Annotated in this window: 15 protein-coding genes and 5 pseudogenes; 9 read left to right on the top strand and 11 right to left on the bottom strand. The window is 61.3% G+C overall.

Annotation, left to right across the window (positions count from 1 at the left end):
• Positions 1–47: 47 nt before the first annotated feature.
• The 3 genes from ACVBEQ_RS16125 to ACVBEQ_RS16115 form a co-directional block, all read right to left on the bottom strand.
• Positions 48–998 (bottom strand): helix-turn-helix domain-containing protein, encoded by a 951-nt coding sequence (locus tag ACVBEQ_RS16125; protein ID WP_447154321.1) that lies wholly within the window; start codon positions 996–998, stop codon positions 48–50.
• Entirely contained in the window at positions 998–1,813 is an 816-nt protein-coding gene (locus ACVBEQ_RS16120) for a hypothetical protein (protein ID WP_447154320.1), read from the bottom strand. The genes ACVBEQ_RS16125 and ACVBEQ_RS16120 overlap by 1 nt, the downstream gene beginning before the upstream one ends.
• Before the next feature lie 113 nt (positions 1,814–1,926).
• A complete protein-coding gene (locus ACVBEQ_RS16115; RefSeq protein ID WP_447154319.1) occupies positions 1,927–2,118 on the bottom strand; it encodes a DNA-binding protein in 192 nt (63 codons plus the stop codon).
• 227 nt (positions 2,119–2,345) lie between these two features.
• On the opposite strand from ACVBEQ_RS16115, the gene ACVBEQ_RS16110 reads away from it, so the two are divergent.
• Positions 2,346–3,689, top strand: coding sequence for a helix-turn-helix domain-containing protein (locus ACVBEQ_RS16110; protein ID WP_447154318.1), 1,344 nt, complete (start codon positions 2,346–2,348; stop codon positions 3,687–3,689).
• Positions 3,686–4,405, top strand: coding sequence for an HAD family hydrolase (locus ACVBEQ_RS16105; RefSeq protein ID WP_447154317.1), 720 nt, complete (start codon positions 3,686–3,688; stop codon positions 4,403–4,405). The genes ACVBEQ_RS16110 and ACVBEQ_RS16105 overlap by 4 nt, the downstream gene beginning before the upstream one ends.
• Before the next feature lie 99 nt (positions 4,406–4,504).
• Here ACVBEQ_RS16105 and ACVBEQ_RS16100 read toward each other — a convergent pair whose 3' ends face one another.
• The 4 genes and pseudogenes from ACVBEQ_RS16100 to ACVBEQ_RS16085 all read right to left on the bottom strand — a co-directional run bounded on the left by ACVBEQ_RS16100 (position 4,505) and on the right by ACVBEQ_RS16085 (position 7,789).
• The gene (locus ACVBEQ_RS16100; RefSeq protein WP_447154316.1) at positions 4,505–4,807 is read right to left on the bottom strand and encodes a hypothetical protein; all 303 of its coding nucleotides are present in this window, start codon (positions 4,805–4,807) and stop codon (positions 4,505–4,507) included.
• A gap of 980 nt (positions 4,808–5,787) precedes the next feature.
• Positions 5,788–5,916: a hypothetical protein gene (locus ACVBEQ_RS16095; RefSeq protein ID WP_447154373.1), complete on the bottom strand. Its 129-nt coding sequence runs from the start codon at positions 5,914–5,916 to the stop codon at positions 5,788–5,790.
• Between the two features lie 15 nt (positions 5,917–5,931).
• Positions 5,932–6,285 (bottom strand): annotated as a pseudogene (locus ACVBEQ_RS16090) (integrase core domain-containing protein); the annotation flags it as partial.
• Positions 6,286–6,331: 46 nt separating this feature from the next.
• Complete coding sequence (locus tag ACVBEQ_RS16085; RefSeq protein WP_447154315.1) at positions 6,332–7,789, bottom strand: type I glutamate--ammonia ligase; 1,458 nt, start codon at positions 7,787–7,789, stop codon at positions 6,332–6,334.
• 218 nt (positions 7,790–8,007) lie between these two features.
• Here ACVBEQ_RS16085 and ACVBEQ_RS16080 point away from each other — a divergent pair, with 218 nt between their 5' ends.
• Both ACVBEQ_RS16080 and ACVBEQ_RS16075 read left to right on the top strand, forming a co-directional pair.
• The gene (locus ACVBEQ_RS16080) at positions 8,008–8,949 is read left to right on the top strand and encodes a hypothetical protein (RefSeq protein WP_447154314.1); all 942 of its coding nucleotides are present in this window, start codon (positions 8,008–8,010) and stop codon (positions 8,947–8,949) included.
• Positions 8,950–9,013: 64 nt separating this feature from the next.
• Positions 9,014–9,526 (top strand): GNAT family N-acetyltransferase, encoded by a 513-nt coding sequence (locus ACVBEQ_RS16075; protein ID WP_447154370.1) that lies wholly within the window; start codon positions 9,014–9,016, stop codon positions 9,524–9,526.
• Here ACVBEQ_RS16075 and ACVBEQ_RS16070 read toward each other — a convergent pair.
• The 3 genes from ACVBEQ_RS16070 to ACVBEQ_RS16060 all read right to left on the bottom strand — a co-directional run bounded on the left by ACVBEQ_RS16070 (position 9,523) and on the right by ACVBEQ_RS16060 (position 12,034).
• Positions 9,523–10,680: a hypothetical protein gene (locus ACVBEQ_RS16070; RefSeq protein WP_447154313.1), complete on the bottom strand. Its 1,158-nt coding sequence runs from the start codon at positions 10,678–10,680 to the stop codon at positions 9,523–9,525. The two genes, ACVBEQ_RS16075 and ACVBEQ_RS16070, sit on opposite strands and share 4 nt — an antisense overlap.
• Positions 10,681–10,700: 20 nt before the next feature.
• Positions 10,701–11,291, bottom strand: coding sequence for a hypothetical protein (locus ACVBEQ_RS16065; RefSeq protein ID WP_447154312.1), 591 nt, complete (start codon positions 11,289–11,291; stop codon positions 10,701–10,703).
• Positions 11,292–11,464: 173 nt separating this feature from the next.
• Positions 11,465–12,034, bottom strand: a complete 570-nt coding sequence (locus tag ACVBEQ_RS16060) for a hypothetical protein (RefSeq protein ID WP_447154311.1) — start codon at positions 12,032–12,034, stop codon at positions 11,465–11,467.
• Between the two features lie 456 nt (positions 12,035–12,490).
• Here ACVBEQ_RS16060 and ACVBEQ_RS16055 point away from each other — a divergent pair.
• Both ACVBEQ_RS16055 and ACVBEQ_RS16050 read left to right on the top strand, forming a co-directional pair.
• Positions 12,491–12,748, top strand: a pseudogene (locus ACVBEQ_RS16055) (ATP-binding protein); the annotation flags it as partial.
• Positions 12,749–12,760: 12 nt separating this feature from the next.
• Positions 12,761–12,940 (top strand): annotated as a pseudogene (locus ACVBEQ_RS16050) (transposase); the annotation flags it as partial.
• Positions 12,941–12,981: 41 nt separating this feature from the next.
• Here ACVBEQ_RS16050 and ACVBEQ_RS16045 read toward each other — a convergent pair.
• Positions 12,982–13,454, bottom strand: a pseudogene (locus tag ACVBEQ_RS16045) (IS30 family transposase); the annotation flags it as partial.
• Positions 13,455–13,734: 280 nt separating this feature from the next.
• Between ACVBEQ_RS16045 and ACVBEQ_RS16040 the strand changes: the two are divergent.
• The 3 genes and pseudogenes from ACVBEQ_RS16040 to ACVBEQ_RS16030 all read left to right on the top strand — a co-directional run bounded on the left by ACVBEQ_RS16040 (position 13,735) and on the right by ACVBEQ_RS16030 (position 16,452).
• Positions 13,735–14,466, top strand: a pseudogene (locus tag ACVBEQ_RS16040) (IS110 family transposase).
• A 74-nt stretch (positions 14,467–14,540) separates the two neighbouring features.
• Positions 14,541–15,107 carry a helix-turn-helix domain-containing protein gene (locus ACVBEQ_RS16035; protein ID WP_447154310.1) on the top strand — a complete coding sequence of 189 codons (567 nt, stop codon included), beginning with the start codon at positions 14,541–14,543 and terminating at the stop codon, positions 15,105–15,107.
• A gap of 274 nt (positions 15,108–15,381) precedes the next feature.
• A complete protein-coding gene (locus tag ACVBEQ_RS16030; RefSeq protein WP_447154309.1) occupies positions 15,382–16,452 on the top strand; it encodes an IS110 family RNA-guided transposase in 1,071 nt (356 codons plus the stop codon).
• Position 16,453 lies beyond the last annotated feature (1 nt).

Below are 16,453 nucleotides of genomic sequence, written 5' to 3'. Positions count from 1 at the left end.
ACAATGAAAGGGGTTGGTGGAGGGTGCATCTCGCTATCATTTGCTCACTACGCGCTCCGCTTCACGGCGATGCGTTCAAGCCTGTTAGCGAGTTCAGCTATCGCGCCGGCCTGAATCCTCAACAGCTCGATAAGCTCGCGGACTCTCACCGCCAGCTCCGATTCGAACCCGATCGTCCCTCGCGGTCGACCAGCGAACTCGATCTCCTCGATCAACTCCGGCAGGCCGCCCAGCTCGTCGACCATACAAACAGCACGGGTTACGGCCTCCGCGATCGTCTCAACAGCCGGCGATTCGACGGGGCCCTCCCCCGTAACGTCGTCCGAAGGCACATCCGAGGCGGAAGGAATGCTCACCTCCTCCTGTAGCTCCCCCCTTTCGGACCGTGACCCGACCGGACTCGAAACGGCACCTCCAACAGCCGGTGTTGGTCGCGACCCGAGCCCCTGTGCGAACAAGTCCCACGGACACTCGTCGCACCCAGCCGGATGCGACTCGCCGCAGATCGAGCACGCCGCTGACAATGGCTTCCGCCGCCGATAGTGCTTACCGTCGCGGCCCTCCACTTCGCTTGGAATGACATCGTCCGCACCCGAGCCTTTCTCGCCAATTCCGGCCGATAGGTCGCGGTGGATCGTGCCCAGGCCAACCCCTAGGACCTTCGCGATCGCCCGGAGCGACATCCGCGAATTCGTCAAAGCGGCTACCGCATGGGGACGCTGCTGCCGCGGCACAGTCAGCCGGAGATCACCAAGTCGGTCATCGACATACTCGTCCCAGGACCGGTAACCGAGAGCCGCATAGGCGCGACCCTGATAAGCGATCGCGATGTACTCCCAGGTGCGATCGACCATCATGCGGATCTGCTGTGTGACCTGCTCGGCACTGGCCGGCGACAGCTCGAAAACCGCGGAATCCTCGTCCACATTCGTGTCCGATGGTGCGGTTACCTTCCTGGTGGCGCCGACAAGCCCTTCGACCGAGAGAGACTCGCCCATCACGCTGCCCTCGTGCGACCAGTGCGGACAGAGCGACCCTTGACCGCCGCCAGGACGATCCGCATCAACTCCGGATTGGACCGAATGCCAGCGGGACCGAACATGTCGATCTGTACCGCTGACCCCGTGGTCCTTGACTCAGGACGACACCCCGGCCCCGATCCAAGGGTGAGCAGGTCCAGCGCCGACCAGGTCGCGGCCGGCACCCCGGTCTCATGGGCGGCCATTGCTGACCGGCAACGCCTTGACGAACTCGCGGCGCCCGCAGCCGACGCCATCACCGCATGCAGCGCCGGCACCGGCCAGGACCAACCCTCCATCGCCAAAACGGTAGCCAGGGTTCGCATCCAAGCCGGAGCGCCTATCCGCCCGGCATGCGGGTCAGGTTCCGTAGCCACAGCGTCGTCGGCAAGTTCGCTGACCGGGCCGACGACCGCATCGCGAACGGCACCGATGAGGCCTCGGGTGGATGCCGAGCCCATGCAGGTCTGCGCGGCGGCAGCCTCAGCGGCGTAGGCGCGACGAACTGCGACCTTCAACAGGCCGGGAGCGTCGGCGAACCGTCCCAATCGCACCAGCCGGTCGATCTGCTCCCAGACGACAGCCAGGCCCTCGTCGGTCAGCCAGCCGGCGCGACGGGTCCACTGGGCTGCCTCTCGCCGGCACGCCGATTGCATAATGCCGACGGCCTGGCGCCCCGCGTCGCTCCCCCACCCTTCATCCGCCACGACGGCGAGCAGCGAGATGAGCCGATCGTTGACCCCGGCCCCGATGGGCGACAATGACTCTGCGGGCTGCCGTTCCTCCGTGGCCACGACAGCTCCGGCCGCCGCTTCGGATCTCGGCGCCGGCCGAACGGAGCAAGCCAGCTGATCTACGTCCTCAAGGCCAGGTTCGGGTTCGGGTTCGGGTTCGGTGTATCTGGTCATCATGATGCATCCAAGGTGCTGATGCGGCAGCTGGATTCGAAGACCTCAACGTCGCGAAGGCGGTACCGCACGGCACCGCCGATCTTGACGTAAGGAACGCCCCGGCCGGCGGATCGATCGTTGGCCAGACTTCCAGCGTTGACCTGCCAACGCTGCGCCAGATCTCTGGTTGTCAAGAGGGTCTCGCTCACCGTCACCGCTCCTTCCTCCGATTTCACACCCGCGATCAGCAGAACTCCAGCCTCTGGACCGGCGCACGCAATTTGGGGCTGCGTTCCAGCGAACCCGTTTTCGCCACCCGCGGGTACTAGCCACGGCTAGTCCCGACGTAGTCTTTAGGGCTCATTCGTTGCTACAGTTAGGCAGCAAGGTTGACGCTCGATAGGCTCCGCTCAGCAGGAGTCATGGGAGGTTGCCGGTGACCACGAGCGCGTGCGAGATCCGGTCGCAACGCATGCGCCGGGGCTGGACGCAGCATGACGTCGCACAGAACATCGACCGGCTCGCGTGGACCCAGACTGCCAAGCACGTCGGGATCAACGCGGACATGGTTGCGAAGTGGGAGCGAGGGGTCAAAGTACCCAGCCGTCGGTATCAGGAACTACTCGACTGCTTGTTCGGTGGCGATCGAGGTAGCGCGCTCGTCACCGGGGCCGCCCGTCACGCCGACGACCGGAGCACCGATCCGATCGATGCGCTGATTGCCCAGACCGGGTTGCTGCTAGACCAACTCGGGAGGGATGCTCTCATCCTCAGGCCTCGAGTGCTTGAGGTCTGGGAGGCGGAGACATTGCGGCGGAGATCGTTGCTGAAACTGGTGACCTTGGCTCCTGCCCTGGCCGCCGTCAGCCAGCAGGATCAAGGCGTCCGCGTAGGCACCGAGATAACCGGTTCTCTCGCGAACCTCGCCGATGGCTATCAACGCCTGTATCACGTCACCGGCCCGACAGTGCTGATCACACCGGTTGTGGCGCACCTGGACGTGACCCGTGAACTCCTGCGCGACACCACCTCCGCCTGCCTCCGACGATCTCTACTGAGAAACCAAGCGCAGGTGGCCCTCCTGGCCGGACGCATCTCCTTCTTCGACCTCAGCGACTCAATTGCCGCCCGCGGTTACTACAGTCTCGCAATCGAATCCTCGTTCGAGTCCGGCGCCCACCACCTCGCTACCTCGGCTCTCGGTCACACTGCTTTCATCTCAGCGGCCGAACGACGCTTCGGGACTGCGGTCCACTACCTGGACCAGGCCAGTAGGTTGCTGGACTCGGAGCCGCACCACCGGCTGTCGTCGTGGCTCTCGGCGGTCGGCTCGGAAATCACCGCCAATGCCGGTGCCGCCGACGACAGTCTTCGCTACATCGACCAAGCCCGGGATTCACTCGCCCGACCAAATCTTGCTCCTGAGCTTCCCTGGTTCGACTTCTTCGACCAAACGCGTCTCGATGGCTTCGCTGGCTACGCATATCTTCGCGCCCGTCGCTACAACCAGGCAATGACGTCCCTGTGTCAGACATTGACCGGGCTGCCCGACAACGCGGTCAAGCAAAGAGCAGTCGTGCTCGTTGATCTCGCGGCGGCGCACCTTGCCAATGGAGACCTCGACCAGTCGTGTGCGATCGCGTCGGACGCGGTGGATCGGCTGCGCCAAGCCGGCTACGCCACCGGCCTTGATCGATTGCGCGCACTCCGCTCCAGCATGACGCCATGGGCAACCAGCGCCCCGGTCCGGAACCTCGATCAGCACCTGGCAGCCGCATGACGGCGGTCCACGAGCGCCTGCGGGGCATCAAGGCCGTCTGGTTCGACGTCGGCGAAGTGCTCATCGACGAGTCCCGCGAATACGGCACCTGGGCGGACTGGCTCGGTGTACCGCGGCACACGTTCTCTGCAGTGTTCGGAGCCGTCATTGCCTCCGGCCGCGACTACCGCGAGGTCTTCCAGCACTTCCGCCCCGGCTTCGACTTGGAGACCGAGCGACAGGCGCGCATCGACGCCGGCTTGGGCGAATATTTGAACGCCGACGACCTCTACTCCGACGTCCGGCCGTGCCTGGGCGAGCTTCGCGAGCGCGGCTACTTCGTCGGCATCGCCGGCAACCAGACAGCTCGGGCCGGCCGGTTCATCCACGAACTGAACCTCCCGGCAGACGTCATTGCCACCTCTGACGACTGGGGCGTCAGCAAGCCTTCGGTCGGCTTCTTCCACCGGCTCGTCGAGGTGTCTGGGCATACGCCGAGCGAAATCCTCTACGTCGGTGATCGTCTCGACAACGACATCTCGCCGGCCATCGACGCTGGTCTCTCCACTGCTTGGCTACGCCGTGGTCCCTGGGGGTTCATTCTTGACCAGCTCCTCCTCCAGGCAAACACGGGAGCGGAGGTGGAACCCAGCCTCGAGATCAACAGGCTCTCACTCTTGCCCGCCGAACTCCCCCCGCGTGTCGACGGCGACGTTCGATACGGCGTTGTGAGATAGACAGGTGTTCATCCCTCTCGCCGCATCACATAGAGACCGCTGCACCGGCCAAAAACCGTCATATCCGCCGGACCTCCTTTCCCTCGACCAGCATCAACTTCAAGCCATTTCCTTGACCGTCTCCGAGAGTCGAGCGATTTCCGCTTTCGCCGCGCCCAATTCCACATCCCGCGCGCCGGGCTTGATGCCCGGCCGGGACTCGGCCAGCGCCGACAACGCTCCGTCCTTCGCGACCTGCCGGATCCGCAGCACTGTCGACCGATCGACCTGAGCGGCGGCCGCCGCCCCGGCCATCGTGACCTCGCGGACCAGCTGGAGATAGATCTCGTACTGCTGCATCGGCGCCAAGAACCGCTTCCCACGCCGCCCGGCCCGGTCCCTTGCCCCAGCCTTCCTGTCCATCAACAGATCCTCCTCGATCGGTCAACGACCCCACGAGGTACTGCCTGATACCAAGATCAATCTGTATCGCTAACTCAGACACAAACCAGAGATGGTTCAGGAGTTGCTCCAACTGACTCGGGTCGGGGTCGCGACGGCGCGGGTTGTGCGCCGCCGTCGCGGAGTTGTTGCCGGTCGACGGTGCGGCGTTGTCGATTGCCAGCAAGGGGAAGGCCGTCCGGTTTGTGGGTGCCGCCGGCGTGCTGACCGACGAAGTCGGTGAGCTGCAGCTCACCGGGGGTGAGGGTCCGTGTGCGGACGTGGTGCGTTCGGCCGCACCTTTGCTGGCCCTGGATCGAACGGTCCGGGCAGCGGTGGCCCGTGCTCGCCGACCCTGCGCTGCGGTTGGGGTTGCGGGCGGTGTTCGCGTTCGGGGTTCTGGTGGCAGGACCCGGCGGGTGTGCCGGGTCCTGTCGGCCGGTGATTTGGGTGAACGCGTCATTGCTGCAGATCAGGGGCAGCTTGGGGGCGTAGGTGGCGATGGTCAAACGTGCTGCGGTGAGCAACGGCCACCGGGGTAAAGTTGCGGGGGCTTGCCGAAGTGCTTGCCCGTCCTAAGCGTTGGGACGCAAATAAGACAGGTGGTGCAAAACAAATGCGGTATGATGCAGAAAGCTACCAAGACTTGCACACATTTACGGCGATGCGAGCAGAGGTGGCCAAGGAGCTGAATCGAGGCGGAATAGATGCGCTGGAAGCCATCGATCTCCAAGAGGCAATTACGACTATCGATGCCGCAATTACGCGTATTCGTCAGCGGAGCACTACCGCAGCGCCGTTGTAAAGCCTTTACGACCCTCTCGGAGCTAGGTTTGAGACCTTCGGGTGATGGGTGACGGTTCTACTCGGGGTGAGTGGTGACACTCGTTCTGTCAATGTAACGACCGCCGGGGTGCTTACTCTTTCTTGCGGAGCTCTGTGGGTTGTCCTTCCCGATGCTGTCATTGCTGGGTGCGTAGGAGCTGGTCGCCGTCGTACAACCGCAAAAGGTCCTCGGTCAGCCACACGTCGTTGTTGCGGCTGGCGGCGGCCGCGCCGATGCAGACCTGCTGCCAGTTGACGCAGACCACGCCGACGGCGGTTGCCCGGCGGGCGACCCAGCACCCGTCGCCCCGCCGGCCTTTCGGGCGAGAACCGGACGCCGACGGCGAGCAGCCGGGCGACAGTGGCTGGCCGGTCGCGCCAGAACCGCTCGGCTGGGGTGGCCATGTTCAGCGCCTGATGCAGCCGTTGCCTGGTTGTAAGCGCTGACCCACTCGTCGAGCGCGACCTGCGCTGCAGCCAGCGACGCGAACACCCGATCAGTGCGGAAATCGGTCCGGCAGATCCGATCGAACAACACCTCCACCGGCGGGGTGTTGAACCGCCCGGTGAACACCTTTGCCGTTATCGGTCAGGCTCTGGCCCGGCACCCCGGGTCGATGATCGCCAGCGCGAAGTATTAGTCGACACGCCCTCGCCGCCACATAACACGACACACGATCGCTACATCGACCAAGACAGACTGAACTTTGCAGCAATTTCTGCGTAGTCCGCTTTCGCGTGGTGCGTCTGTTCGTGCCTTCGAACAGCCACAACAAGATCCACTATTTCATCCCCCACAAGAGCCCGAGCTAGCGAGGAACTGGACAGCTTTTCAATAATAAGCGGAATCGAATTCGGTAGTGTGTCCACTCCGGCGTCACGGAGGTCATTGGCAGACAGCTGATTGGGATCTCCAAGCATTTCCGCTGGCAATGGCGCTCCAGACAACACGCCCCACAACGCGGCCGAAAGAATCGCCGCCGACGCAATATAGACGTTCGCCGACGGGTCAATCGTCTTGACCTCGAGATTTGCACGATTTGCGCAGTTCACCTCTTCTTCGATAAACCGAAGTGCCATCTCCCTGTTCTGCAGTCCCCAGCCAACGTAAAGGCCAGAACACATTCCTGGGCGGAGTCGTTCACCGGAAAGAATAGACCCAGTCAACAAACCCTGGATATCACGCAGTGACCGCAAGACGCCGGCTATAGCCGACTGACCCTCGTCTGAGATTCCATGCGGGCCCTGCCCGCCACTAAACAATGGTATTCCGCCACGGGTTATGGAAACATGCTGATGCGCACCGTTACCCGCACTCCCTAAGAAGGGCATGGGAGAAAAAGAGGCGCGGAGTCCGTAGCGCCGCGCGACGCGTCCGATGATCAACCGAGCAAGAACCAAGCCATCCGCCGCCGCGACAGGATCACGTGGTTCCAAGGAGACCTCGTACTGCGAGTGAGTGTATTCCGAGTGAATCTGCTGAAACTCAACGCCCGCATAGCGGGCATTGTCAAGTAACTCCAACAAGAAACCTTCTTGATCCAGGAGGCCAGTTGCCCCGAACGGAATCCAGGACGCTCCGTCACACAGCGCTTCGCCCTTAGGCCCGACCAGCACGAACTCAAGCTCGTGACCTATTCGGGCTTCAAGTCCCGCCTTTGCAAGTTCACGTTGTACAGTGCCAAGGAGTCCTCGCCCGCAGGCCGGGCTTGGATCGCCAGGCTCCAATTCGATACTTATTGGCGCCCATGCCAACCCTCCACCCAAAATATGTGCCGCGTCCCAGTCCAAATCGAGCCGTAATTCACCAACTGGTCCAACCTGCTCTGACGTGGCCACACACGCATCAACGCAGAAGCCATTCCAGACCGTCGACGCGCGAATACCCGATCTCTTCACCGCTTCTATCATCCCCACCGGAATCGTTTTAGATAGTGCGATCCCAGCCGGATTGATCAGCGTGGCCAGGACGGCTTTTACGCCGTACCGAGCCAATGCATCAGCTGTCGTTACAGGAACCGGGCCGTCATTGCCGTGAGGAGTCTGTGAGTCGGATGCGCAACAGATGTGCATAACGCCGTCTGCATTCCCTCCATGTGTCGCAAGATCACTTCCGTCCTTGGCGGCACCAGAATCCATCACTGTCGCTAGGCACCGTCAAGCGACTCGAGCTTCATCTTTGTGAACGACCGTCGGTTGGGCTGAGAGGTAACCTAGAGTCGGTGTGACCTAAGGGTACCGCTCCGGCTACTGGCCTGTAGTGTAAGAGCATGCCAGGTGTGTTCATAAGTCATGCGTGGGCGGACCGGCCGCTAACGGATCCCTTCGTTGACATAGTGATTCGATTGGGTTGTGAGGTGCCGACCAACTTGATCTTCTACTCGTCAGGCGAAGACACGGGTGTGCCATCCGGTGCCACGCTAAATTCGTACGTTCGGGACCAAGCCAGCCAGACCAAGATGGTAGTGGCCATTATAACGCCGATGTTTCAATCCAGGCCCTTCTGTGTCGCCGAATTGGGTGCCGCTTGGGCGCGTGTCGGCACCCTATTACCCTTGGCAACGCCCGGGTTCAATCGCAATGACTTAGACGGTGTGTTGGACGGACTGCTGGTGCGTCATCTTGACGATCCCGCGGCACTTGATGAGTTGCATGATCGTGTATGCGACGCTACACAAACGCGGCCAAAAGCCAGTACGTGGGGCCGTTACAAGAACCAATGGATCAGCAGCGTCTCTGAATACGCCTCAAGGTTGAAGAATCCAAATGTGGTGGATCGAGCGGACCATGAGCGCCTATTAGTGGAACTGGCGTCAGTTAAGCAGAGGCTCGACGAGACCACTCAGCTGCTTGACACGGTCAATTCTCATCTTTTGCATCGGCCGACCTCGCCCATTACCCCGGTAAATGAATCGGTGACCACCTGGCCCCTGACAGCAGTATTAACTCATGCAAGGGCTGCGATCCGAAAAGTACCCCCGGTCGGGCAAGAGCTGCTCTGGAGCGAACTTTTTGGGCATGGATCGGTACCTGTGGTCGAAGCAGTCGAAAGGTTCGGCATCGACGAAGTTCGAGCACTCATCGCAAGCGGCTTCGCGGAGCTTAGCAATGGGCAACTGCTGCTCACCGGCCACCCCATTATTATTGCTGCCCGACAGGCGAGCGTGACACTACAGGCGTCACTAACTGATTTGTCAGAGGATCGGTCCTTTAAAGCCTGGTTTCAAACGAAATACCAAACTAACCCGACTCTTTCAAACCAGGATACCTGGCATGCTGTGTTATCAGACGACGCCTGACTAGCACAGTTCCGGCAGTTGTTCTCTACGGAGGTAGGCATTGGCGCTCTCTCAGCCAGCGGTGATGATCCAAGTCGCGCGACCGGACCAGCTTGACGAGCTCTACGAGGTAGAACTGGACGCCGACCGTCGCTACCTGGATGTCGGCCACGCCGAAATCAGTAACGGTTCAGTTGTCGCGGCGAGCACTATGCTGTCGGCAATTCAAAGGAGGGAGCTGTTAGTGGCTTCAACGGCCGGTGAAGTCGCCGGATGGGTACTACTCGGCCAAATAGGCGGTGAACGAACTATCGAGCAACTGTGCGTCGCTAGGAGACATCAATCGAAGGGTATAGGAGGAATGCTCCTCGATGCCGCGATAGAACTAGCACGTGCAAACGGTATAGCATCACTGTTGCTGAACACACAGTCCGACGTCAGTTGGAATCGACCATGGTACGAGCGGCATGGCTTCCGGGTGGTGCCAGAGAACGAATGGTCGCCAGGCATGCGTGAAGTGGCGGATTCCCAGGAGGCGCACGGATTTAATTGGTCCAGTCGCGTGCATATGAGGCTCTCGCTCGGCAGGCACATCTAGATAGAGTGTGAAGTGGAATAGTCCTTTCGATCTCGCCAAGTTAACACCGCTCCTTGACCCGCCACTAACCAGGTATTAACATCAATCTCGATGCGTGACGCCGTCTCCTGGACTCTGGGTGATCGGCCCCTGTTCGTGTAAAACGCACTTACGTTGAACAACAGATTCGCTCGATCCGACACTCCACTCCAATCGAAGGTTACCTGGCGGATGTAAGCTGGGCGATCCTCCTGGTAGGAGCATCGCCCAGCCCTACGATCCAAAACGCCTACAGTTCGAAGTATTACACGCCTGCGGGTGTTCTGGGGTGTGGGCCTTAGTCGAGCAGACATTAGAGTGAGAAGAGCCGGCTCAATAACGGCGGCGACCAGGCCATAATCGGGGTGGCGCGCCGGGTCTACTGTCCGCAGTTGGAGGAACTCGGGGGCGGCAAATTCACCAGTCTGGTTGGCGGTAGCCACCTGTACGCCATCAGGTGTTACCAAGAATTCCGCTGCAGCCGCTCGCATACCGGCGACTGTATCGAAATGCTGAACATGAAGAACGGACGGGATAGTGTTATAAACCGCATGCGTGTTCTCCTGACCAATGCACAGTGCGATGAGAATCTCGTCGATACCAGTCACTTCAAATTGGTACTTATTCTCAATGAGCCAGTCGTTGGGAAACTCCGGTTTCGAATCAGAAAATCGGAATATACAGTAGACGTTTTCGAAGACGGGCCTGTCGGGTAGTGTGAGAGCGATAAGTTCGCTCATCTGTATACGTGGTCCCAGAGCGGAGGTGAGACCCTGTCGTACCTGTTCCCCAGGGCTTAGTTCTGACTGCTGCTGTTTTATCCTGGCATTGAGGGCGTCCAAATCATTCAGTAGGACCACATTTCTGGAAGCGATCGCTTCCAGCGCAGTCACGACATCCTCGATACGCTTGCCGAGAACTATGTCGCGAACGCGCTCATATGTCAGGCTTATAATGAGGGCTACAACAATTGCGGGTACTGTATCGCGCAAGCTCTTGAAAAAGGTCTGACTGTTATCAATGCCGAATAACGCACTGGCGAGGTACTCAGGTAGTGGACTGACGAGTAAAGCAATTAATACGACGATAGCTGCAACAAAGAGCACAGTTGGAACCCAGTGGCGCTTCGAGCTCATTTGCCTGGCCCTTCAAGAGGTTACGAATGAATAGTCAGATTGAGGTAGTATATCGGTGCGTAACATGCGACGTAGCTCCATTGGAAGACATTCAAGCCCATAATCATCGCTATGCTGATATGCATCAGGCCACCCAATGCGAGAATTATCAGACCAAAAGACGGAGGTAGAGCGATGGCGAGAAAAAACGTGCATTCAAGGGTGGTGACAATCCATTCGATGGGCTTAGCCGCACGAGCGAAGGCTCGGGTTAGCGCGATCCGCGGCATTCCGAAAGTGTCAGCACCAAGGATAGACTTCAAGGCTTTGCCACTGCCCCACACCGGTGAGAATGCTTTTGCGAGGCCTGCAATCTCGTAACTCATCAACGCGCCTATGGCAATAAGAATGGTGGTACGACGTAAATCGAACAGAGCGGGGGCAAGTGTTCCTAGACTAAGAGCACTGATGGTGAACAATTGGAGGAAGTCGCTGGCTTCGTATGCAGCACGGACCACCGTGTAGTGAAAGATCGAGGAGAGGAACCAGATCGCAATGGCGGTCTTGGCCAGTGGGCCACTCAGTACTGTGTCAAACGATAGGGTTCCGGCGAGCGCCAGTGCTGCCGCCAAAAACCTCGTTACAGACAGGGACACGGCTAATCGCCGTTTTGTGCCGACAGTTGCGCGAAGGTAGGCTCCGCCGCGTGTGCGTCTGCTAGTCAGTAAGTAGATCCATTCAGCTGCCGCAAGCATGCTAGCGACAGCGGTCAGAATTACACACCAGCGAAGGGCAGAAGCGGATGTCACTGAGCGAGCGTCCGGTTGCCGCGTGTATTCATAGTACTTGTGACAACAACTTCAAATTGTGCGGCCGCTTGTTCGGCATATAGGCGGGTTTCAGCGGGGAAATGGGAATGGTCCAGGACCGCGAATTGGTAGGCCATGACCGCGGGTGAGCATTGGCTCTGCGCGAATCGGTCCAGCGCCTTGAAAAATTCGCTTCCCGCTGGAGGGGCGCCTTGTATGTTTAACTTTACTAGTTCATTCTCGCCTTGAAACAGCGCGGTTGCTGCACGTCGCTCCGGATTCCAAAGAAAATGCAGCGGAATTCGTTCAGCAGGGGCGAGGATGGTCGACCATCGTTCAGGGCCCTTGCCGAAGTCTTTGCGCAAAAGCACTATTCTGTCACCATGTACAGGATAGGGCGCAAAGAGGCGCCAATCCGGTGCCAATGCAATGGGCCAGCTAGGCTTGAGCTTGTGGTTGACGCAGCAAAGTACAGAGTAGAGCTGCGCATAGAGCAGTATCGTCAGTACGAGGGCGGCGAGCGCAGCGACGCCGTATTCGAGCCAGAGTACATATTTCTCATCCACCGCCCAGGCCCACATTGGAGCTAGAGCCGCTGCAGCAGTTCGTCTGCATGGTTATGCGTTTGCCGATGTAAGGCTCGTCCAGATCATCGGTAACGAGGGCATCACACGCGGCTTCAGCGGTGTCCCACGATTCGTGTGTTTCCGATGGGTTCGGCGTTAGGCCGTCACTAGGACGCGAATCGTGCTCACTCAACCACTTGAACATTACAACCCCCTGTTTCAACTTAGAGTGTAGATGGGCACCATTGCTGCGGCTGGTTGATCGGTCGGTCCGTCAGGACTGACAGGATATCGCGCCGCTAGCGCGGAGGCGACAGGGACTCCTTGGGGTGCCCAGGTGAACGCTCTTTCCGCTTCCAAACGGCTGAGACGGTCGAGGGCGGCGGCGGTGTTGTGTCCTATACGGGCGGTTCCGGGCAGGCGTTTGCTTGGTCGCGAACTCCTGTGGGCTCGACCTTTCCCGTGCTGAAGACGATCGACGGGTTCGACGTCACCGCGTCGTCGATCCCGCAGGCCACCTTCGACTACCTCGCCGGCCTGGAATGGCTCCGCAGCAAAGCCAACCTCGCCCTCGTGGGCCCGCCCGGCACCGGGGGATCACATACCCTGATCGCTCGGACACGCAACAGCGGCCGGATACCGGGTGAAGTTCTTCATCGCAGCCGATCTCGTCGATACCCTTTATGCAGGCTGGCCGACACTTCCGTTGGAAGATCATCGACACGCAGCGCCTGGACCGAGTTCATCCCGTGCCTGCACTACCACCTGGAGTCCGCCGGGTGCTCTGCAGGAAAAACCCCATCGAACGCCTGAACGCCCGCTACCGCTGCGCGGTCCGGGCCCGCGGCCACTTCCCCATCGAGCAATCGGCGGCGAAAATGCCTGTACCTGGTCACCCTGTCAGTGCCGACCCAATACTGACCCCCTGGCGCTGAGGCGGATTCCAGTCAACGTCGCAGCATCAACGGTTTGGGTGAGGCTAGCAGCGCCGCGAACAGCTCTGCTGGCGTGCGGTTTCGAGTACCTGTCGAGGGCGGCAGTTCAGTTCAACTTCGACTGCTCGGGGGTGCTCAAGGCGGTAGATGCTGAGATCGGTGCCCTTCGGGAAGTAGTCTCGTAGCAGCCCGTTGGCGTTCTCTTTCGAGCCGCGTTGCCAGGGCGAGTGTGAATCGCAGAAGTAGATCGGCGCGCCAAGCGATGAGGTGATGGTCCGGCGGTGCCTGGCCATTTCGGTTCCGTGGTCCCAGGTGATCGATCTGAGCAGCATGCGCGGTAGGTCGACCAGCCGGGTGATCAGGGCGGCGTGCAGCGACTCGCTGTATCGGCGCGCGAGGTGTAGCAGCCGGACCGTCCGGGTTTGCCGTTCGACAAGTGTTCCGATCACCGACGTCCGGTTCTTGCCCACTATGAGATCGCCCTCCTTACGTTCCTGGAGGGGTGGATCAGGCCCGGTCGTAGGGTCTTGATCGCTCTCCTTGGGACAGGTGGGTATGGCTTCAGGTCTCCCTGCCGGGCTGATCGTTGGTCGGTGACGGCTCACTGGGAATGGCCGCCCGCCTGTCCTGTTGGTAGCTCGACCGCTCATTGAGACTCGCGCGACGATCGTTGGGTAAGGACGTGCCAGCGTGGTAGCCACTCGAGGAGAACCCCAATGATGACGGCAACGTGAGGATGGCAGATGACAGCGGTTCTGGGTAGGAATGGACTCGGGGAAATGGGGGCACCACTGCGTCGTCATCGATGCGGCCGGTCGGGTGCTGCTGTGGCGGCGGGTGGCCAACGATGAGGCCGCTCTGGGCGGGTTGATCACTGCCGTGCTGTCTTTGGCCGAGGGTGACGAGGCCGTGTGAGCCACCGACCTGAACGCCGGCGGCGCGGCGCTGCTGTTGGCGATGCCAGCCGATCGGGACCAGCGGGTGCTCTACCTTCCGGGCCGACTCGTTCACCACGCTGCGGCGAACTACCGCGGTGACGGCAAGACCGACGCGAAGGACGCCCGGATCATCGCCGACCAGGCCCGGATGCGGACCGATCTGCAACCGGTCCGGGCCGCCGGCCGGATCAGCGTCGATCTGCGGCTGTTGACCTCCCAGCGCACGGACATGATCTTTGACCGGGTCCGGCACTTCAACCGGCTACGAGCCACGATGCTGGACTACTTCCCCGCCCTGGAAGCAGCTTTCGACTACTCGAAGAAGGCGCCGCTGATCCTGGTCGGCGGGTATCAAACGCCGGACGGGATCCGCCGCATCGGCGTCGCACGGCTCGCCGCGTGGCTCAAGAGCCGAGGCGCCCGCGGCGCCGAGGCCGTCGCCGCCAAGGCGGTTCACGCCGCAGCGACCCAACGCATCGTGTTGCCCAGTCAGGCCTGGCCGCGCAGATCGTCGCGAAGCCGGCCCACCAGATCATGGCATTGGACAGCTGATGTGTGACGGCTCAAGACATGTTTGACGGATTGTCACCGGGACATGCTTAATAGGACTCGTTGGTTCTCGATGATCTTTCTGTGGACGTTGAGGACAAGAGACGCGAGCGGGCGAAGGTCCTCGCCGAGCAGCGATACCGGGCTGTGTTGGAGGTTCGAGACGGTCAGCCTGTCGGCGAGGTCGCGGCGCGCTATGGGGTGTCTCGGCAGTCGGTCTCCACGTGGCGGAAGCGCTACCAGTCCGAGGGCCTGGACGGTCTACAGGAACGGTCCCGTCGACCACACACATCTCCGGCGAGAGTGGCGGTCGAGGTAGAGCCGCAGATCTGCGAGATGCGTCGTCAGCATAGTCGTTGGGGTGCGCGCCGGATCGTGTTCGATCTGGCGCGTGTTGGCGTGCAGGCCGTTCCGTCCCGCGCTAAGGCGCACCGGGTCCTGGTGCGGAATGGTCTGGTTCGTCCGCAGGAACAGCGGCATCCGCGCAAGTACAAACGATGGCAACGGGAAACCCCGATGCAGTTGTGGCAGCTCGACCTCGTCGGAGGGATCCACCTCGCCGACGACTGCAAGCTGTTGTCCGGCCTCGATGACCACTGCTACGTCTCCCGCGAGCTCTACCCGCTGATCGTCGCCAGCCTGACCGGTTGACGAACTGTGAGACTTCGCTGGCGGCCTGGTGGTCGCTGGCAGGCTGTGCCCTGCGGGGCGGAATGACTCGTTGACAAACTGGCCGTTGCTGTTCCGGACGTGCCTTGCCTATGACACGTCTTCCAATCCGTGGGGCCGGCCCTGCCCCACCCGTTGGCTTGATAAGCAGCTTGTCCGGCCCTGCAAAGGGGGTCGTGACCGATCACAGTTCTGCCACATGGTGGATCCACCAAGGCCCGGTGTCGACCACTGCAGCACGAGGAAAGGATCCACGTTGAGCGTTCTGGCCGAGATTGTCGACGCCGTCATAGGTGTCGACACGCACCGCGACACGCTATCCGCAGCAGCCGTTACCGCGATCGGCGCCGTCCTCGGCGAAACCAAGGTGAACGCCGACGGCGCCGGCTACCGGCAGCTGTTGGACTTCGGGCGCACCCAGGTCTCAGGCATCCGGTGCTGGGCCATCGAGGGCGTCGGCAGCTACGGCGCCGGTCTGAGCGCCTACCTCATCGAGCATGGCGAACGAGTCGTCGAGGTCGCCCGACCAAAACGGCCGCCGCGCAGCGGTGGTCGCAAGAGCGACAGCATCGACGCCGTCCGCGCGGCTCGGGAGGCATTGAGTCGCGAGCACCTCATCGACCCCCGCCGTCGCGGGCAGCGCGAAGCTCTCCGAGTGCTGGTCAGCACCCGGGCCAGCGCGGTTGTTGCCCGGACCCGGGCGATCAACCACCTCAAGGCACTGATCGTGTCCGCGCCAGAAACGTTGCGGGCAGAACTGCGGGGCATGACCAGCGACAACCAGATCACCTATTGCGCGGCGCTGCGTCCGCGTCCGTCCCGCGATCTGGAGCACCGCACCACGGTCCGGGTCCTGCGATCGACGGCCGTGCGGATCCTGGCGCTGCGGCAGGAAGCCAACGACCTCGAGGCCGAGATCGAACCGCTCGTCGCGCTGATGCAACCGCAACTGCTCACCCTGACCGGGGTCGGACCGATCAGCGCCGCCCAGGTCCTGATCAGCTGGTCGCATCCCGGCCGGTTCCGGTCCGAGGCCGCGTTCGCCGCCTTCGCTGGAGCGTCACCGATACCGGCGTCCTCCGGGCTGACCACCCGGCATCGCTTGAACCGCAGCGGTGATCGACAACTCAACAGGGCGCTGCACACCATCGTCCTGACCAGGGCCCGGCTCGACCCGACGACCCAGGCCTACATCGACCGCCGCACCACCGAGGGCAAGAGCACCCGCGACGCCAAACGATGCCTCAAACGAGCCGTTGCGCGTCAGCTCTACCGCCTGCTCCAACCACCGGTGAAAGCCCGCGACTCTATCGAAATTGCCGCTTGAC

The organism is Nakamurella sp. GG22 (assembly GCF_052976845.2).
The sequence above is the reverse complement of the archived record's forward strand: the minus strand, read 5'-3'. Positions and strand labels throughout refer to the sequence as shown.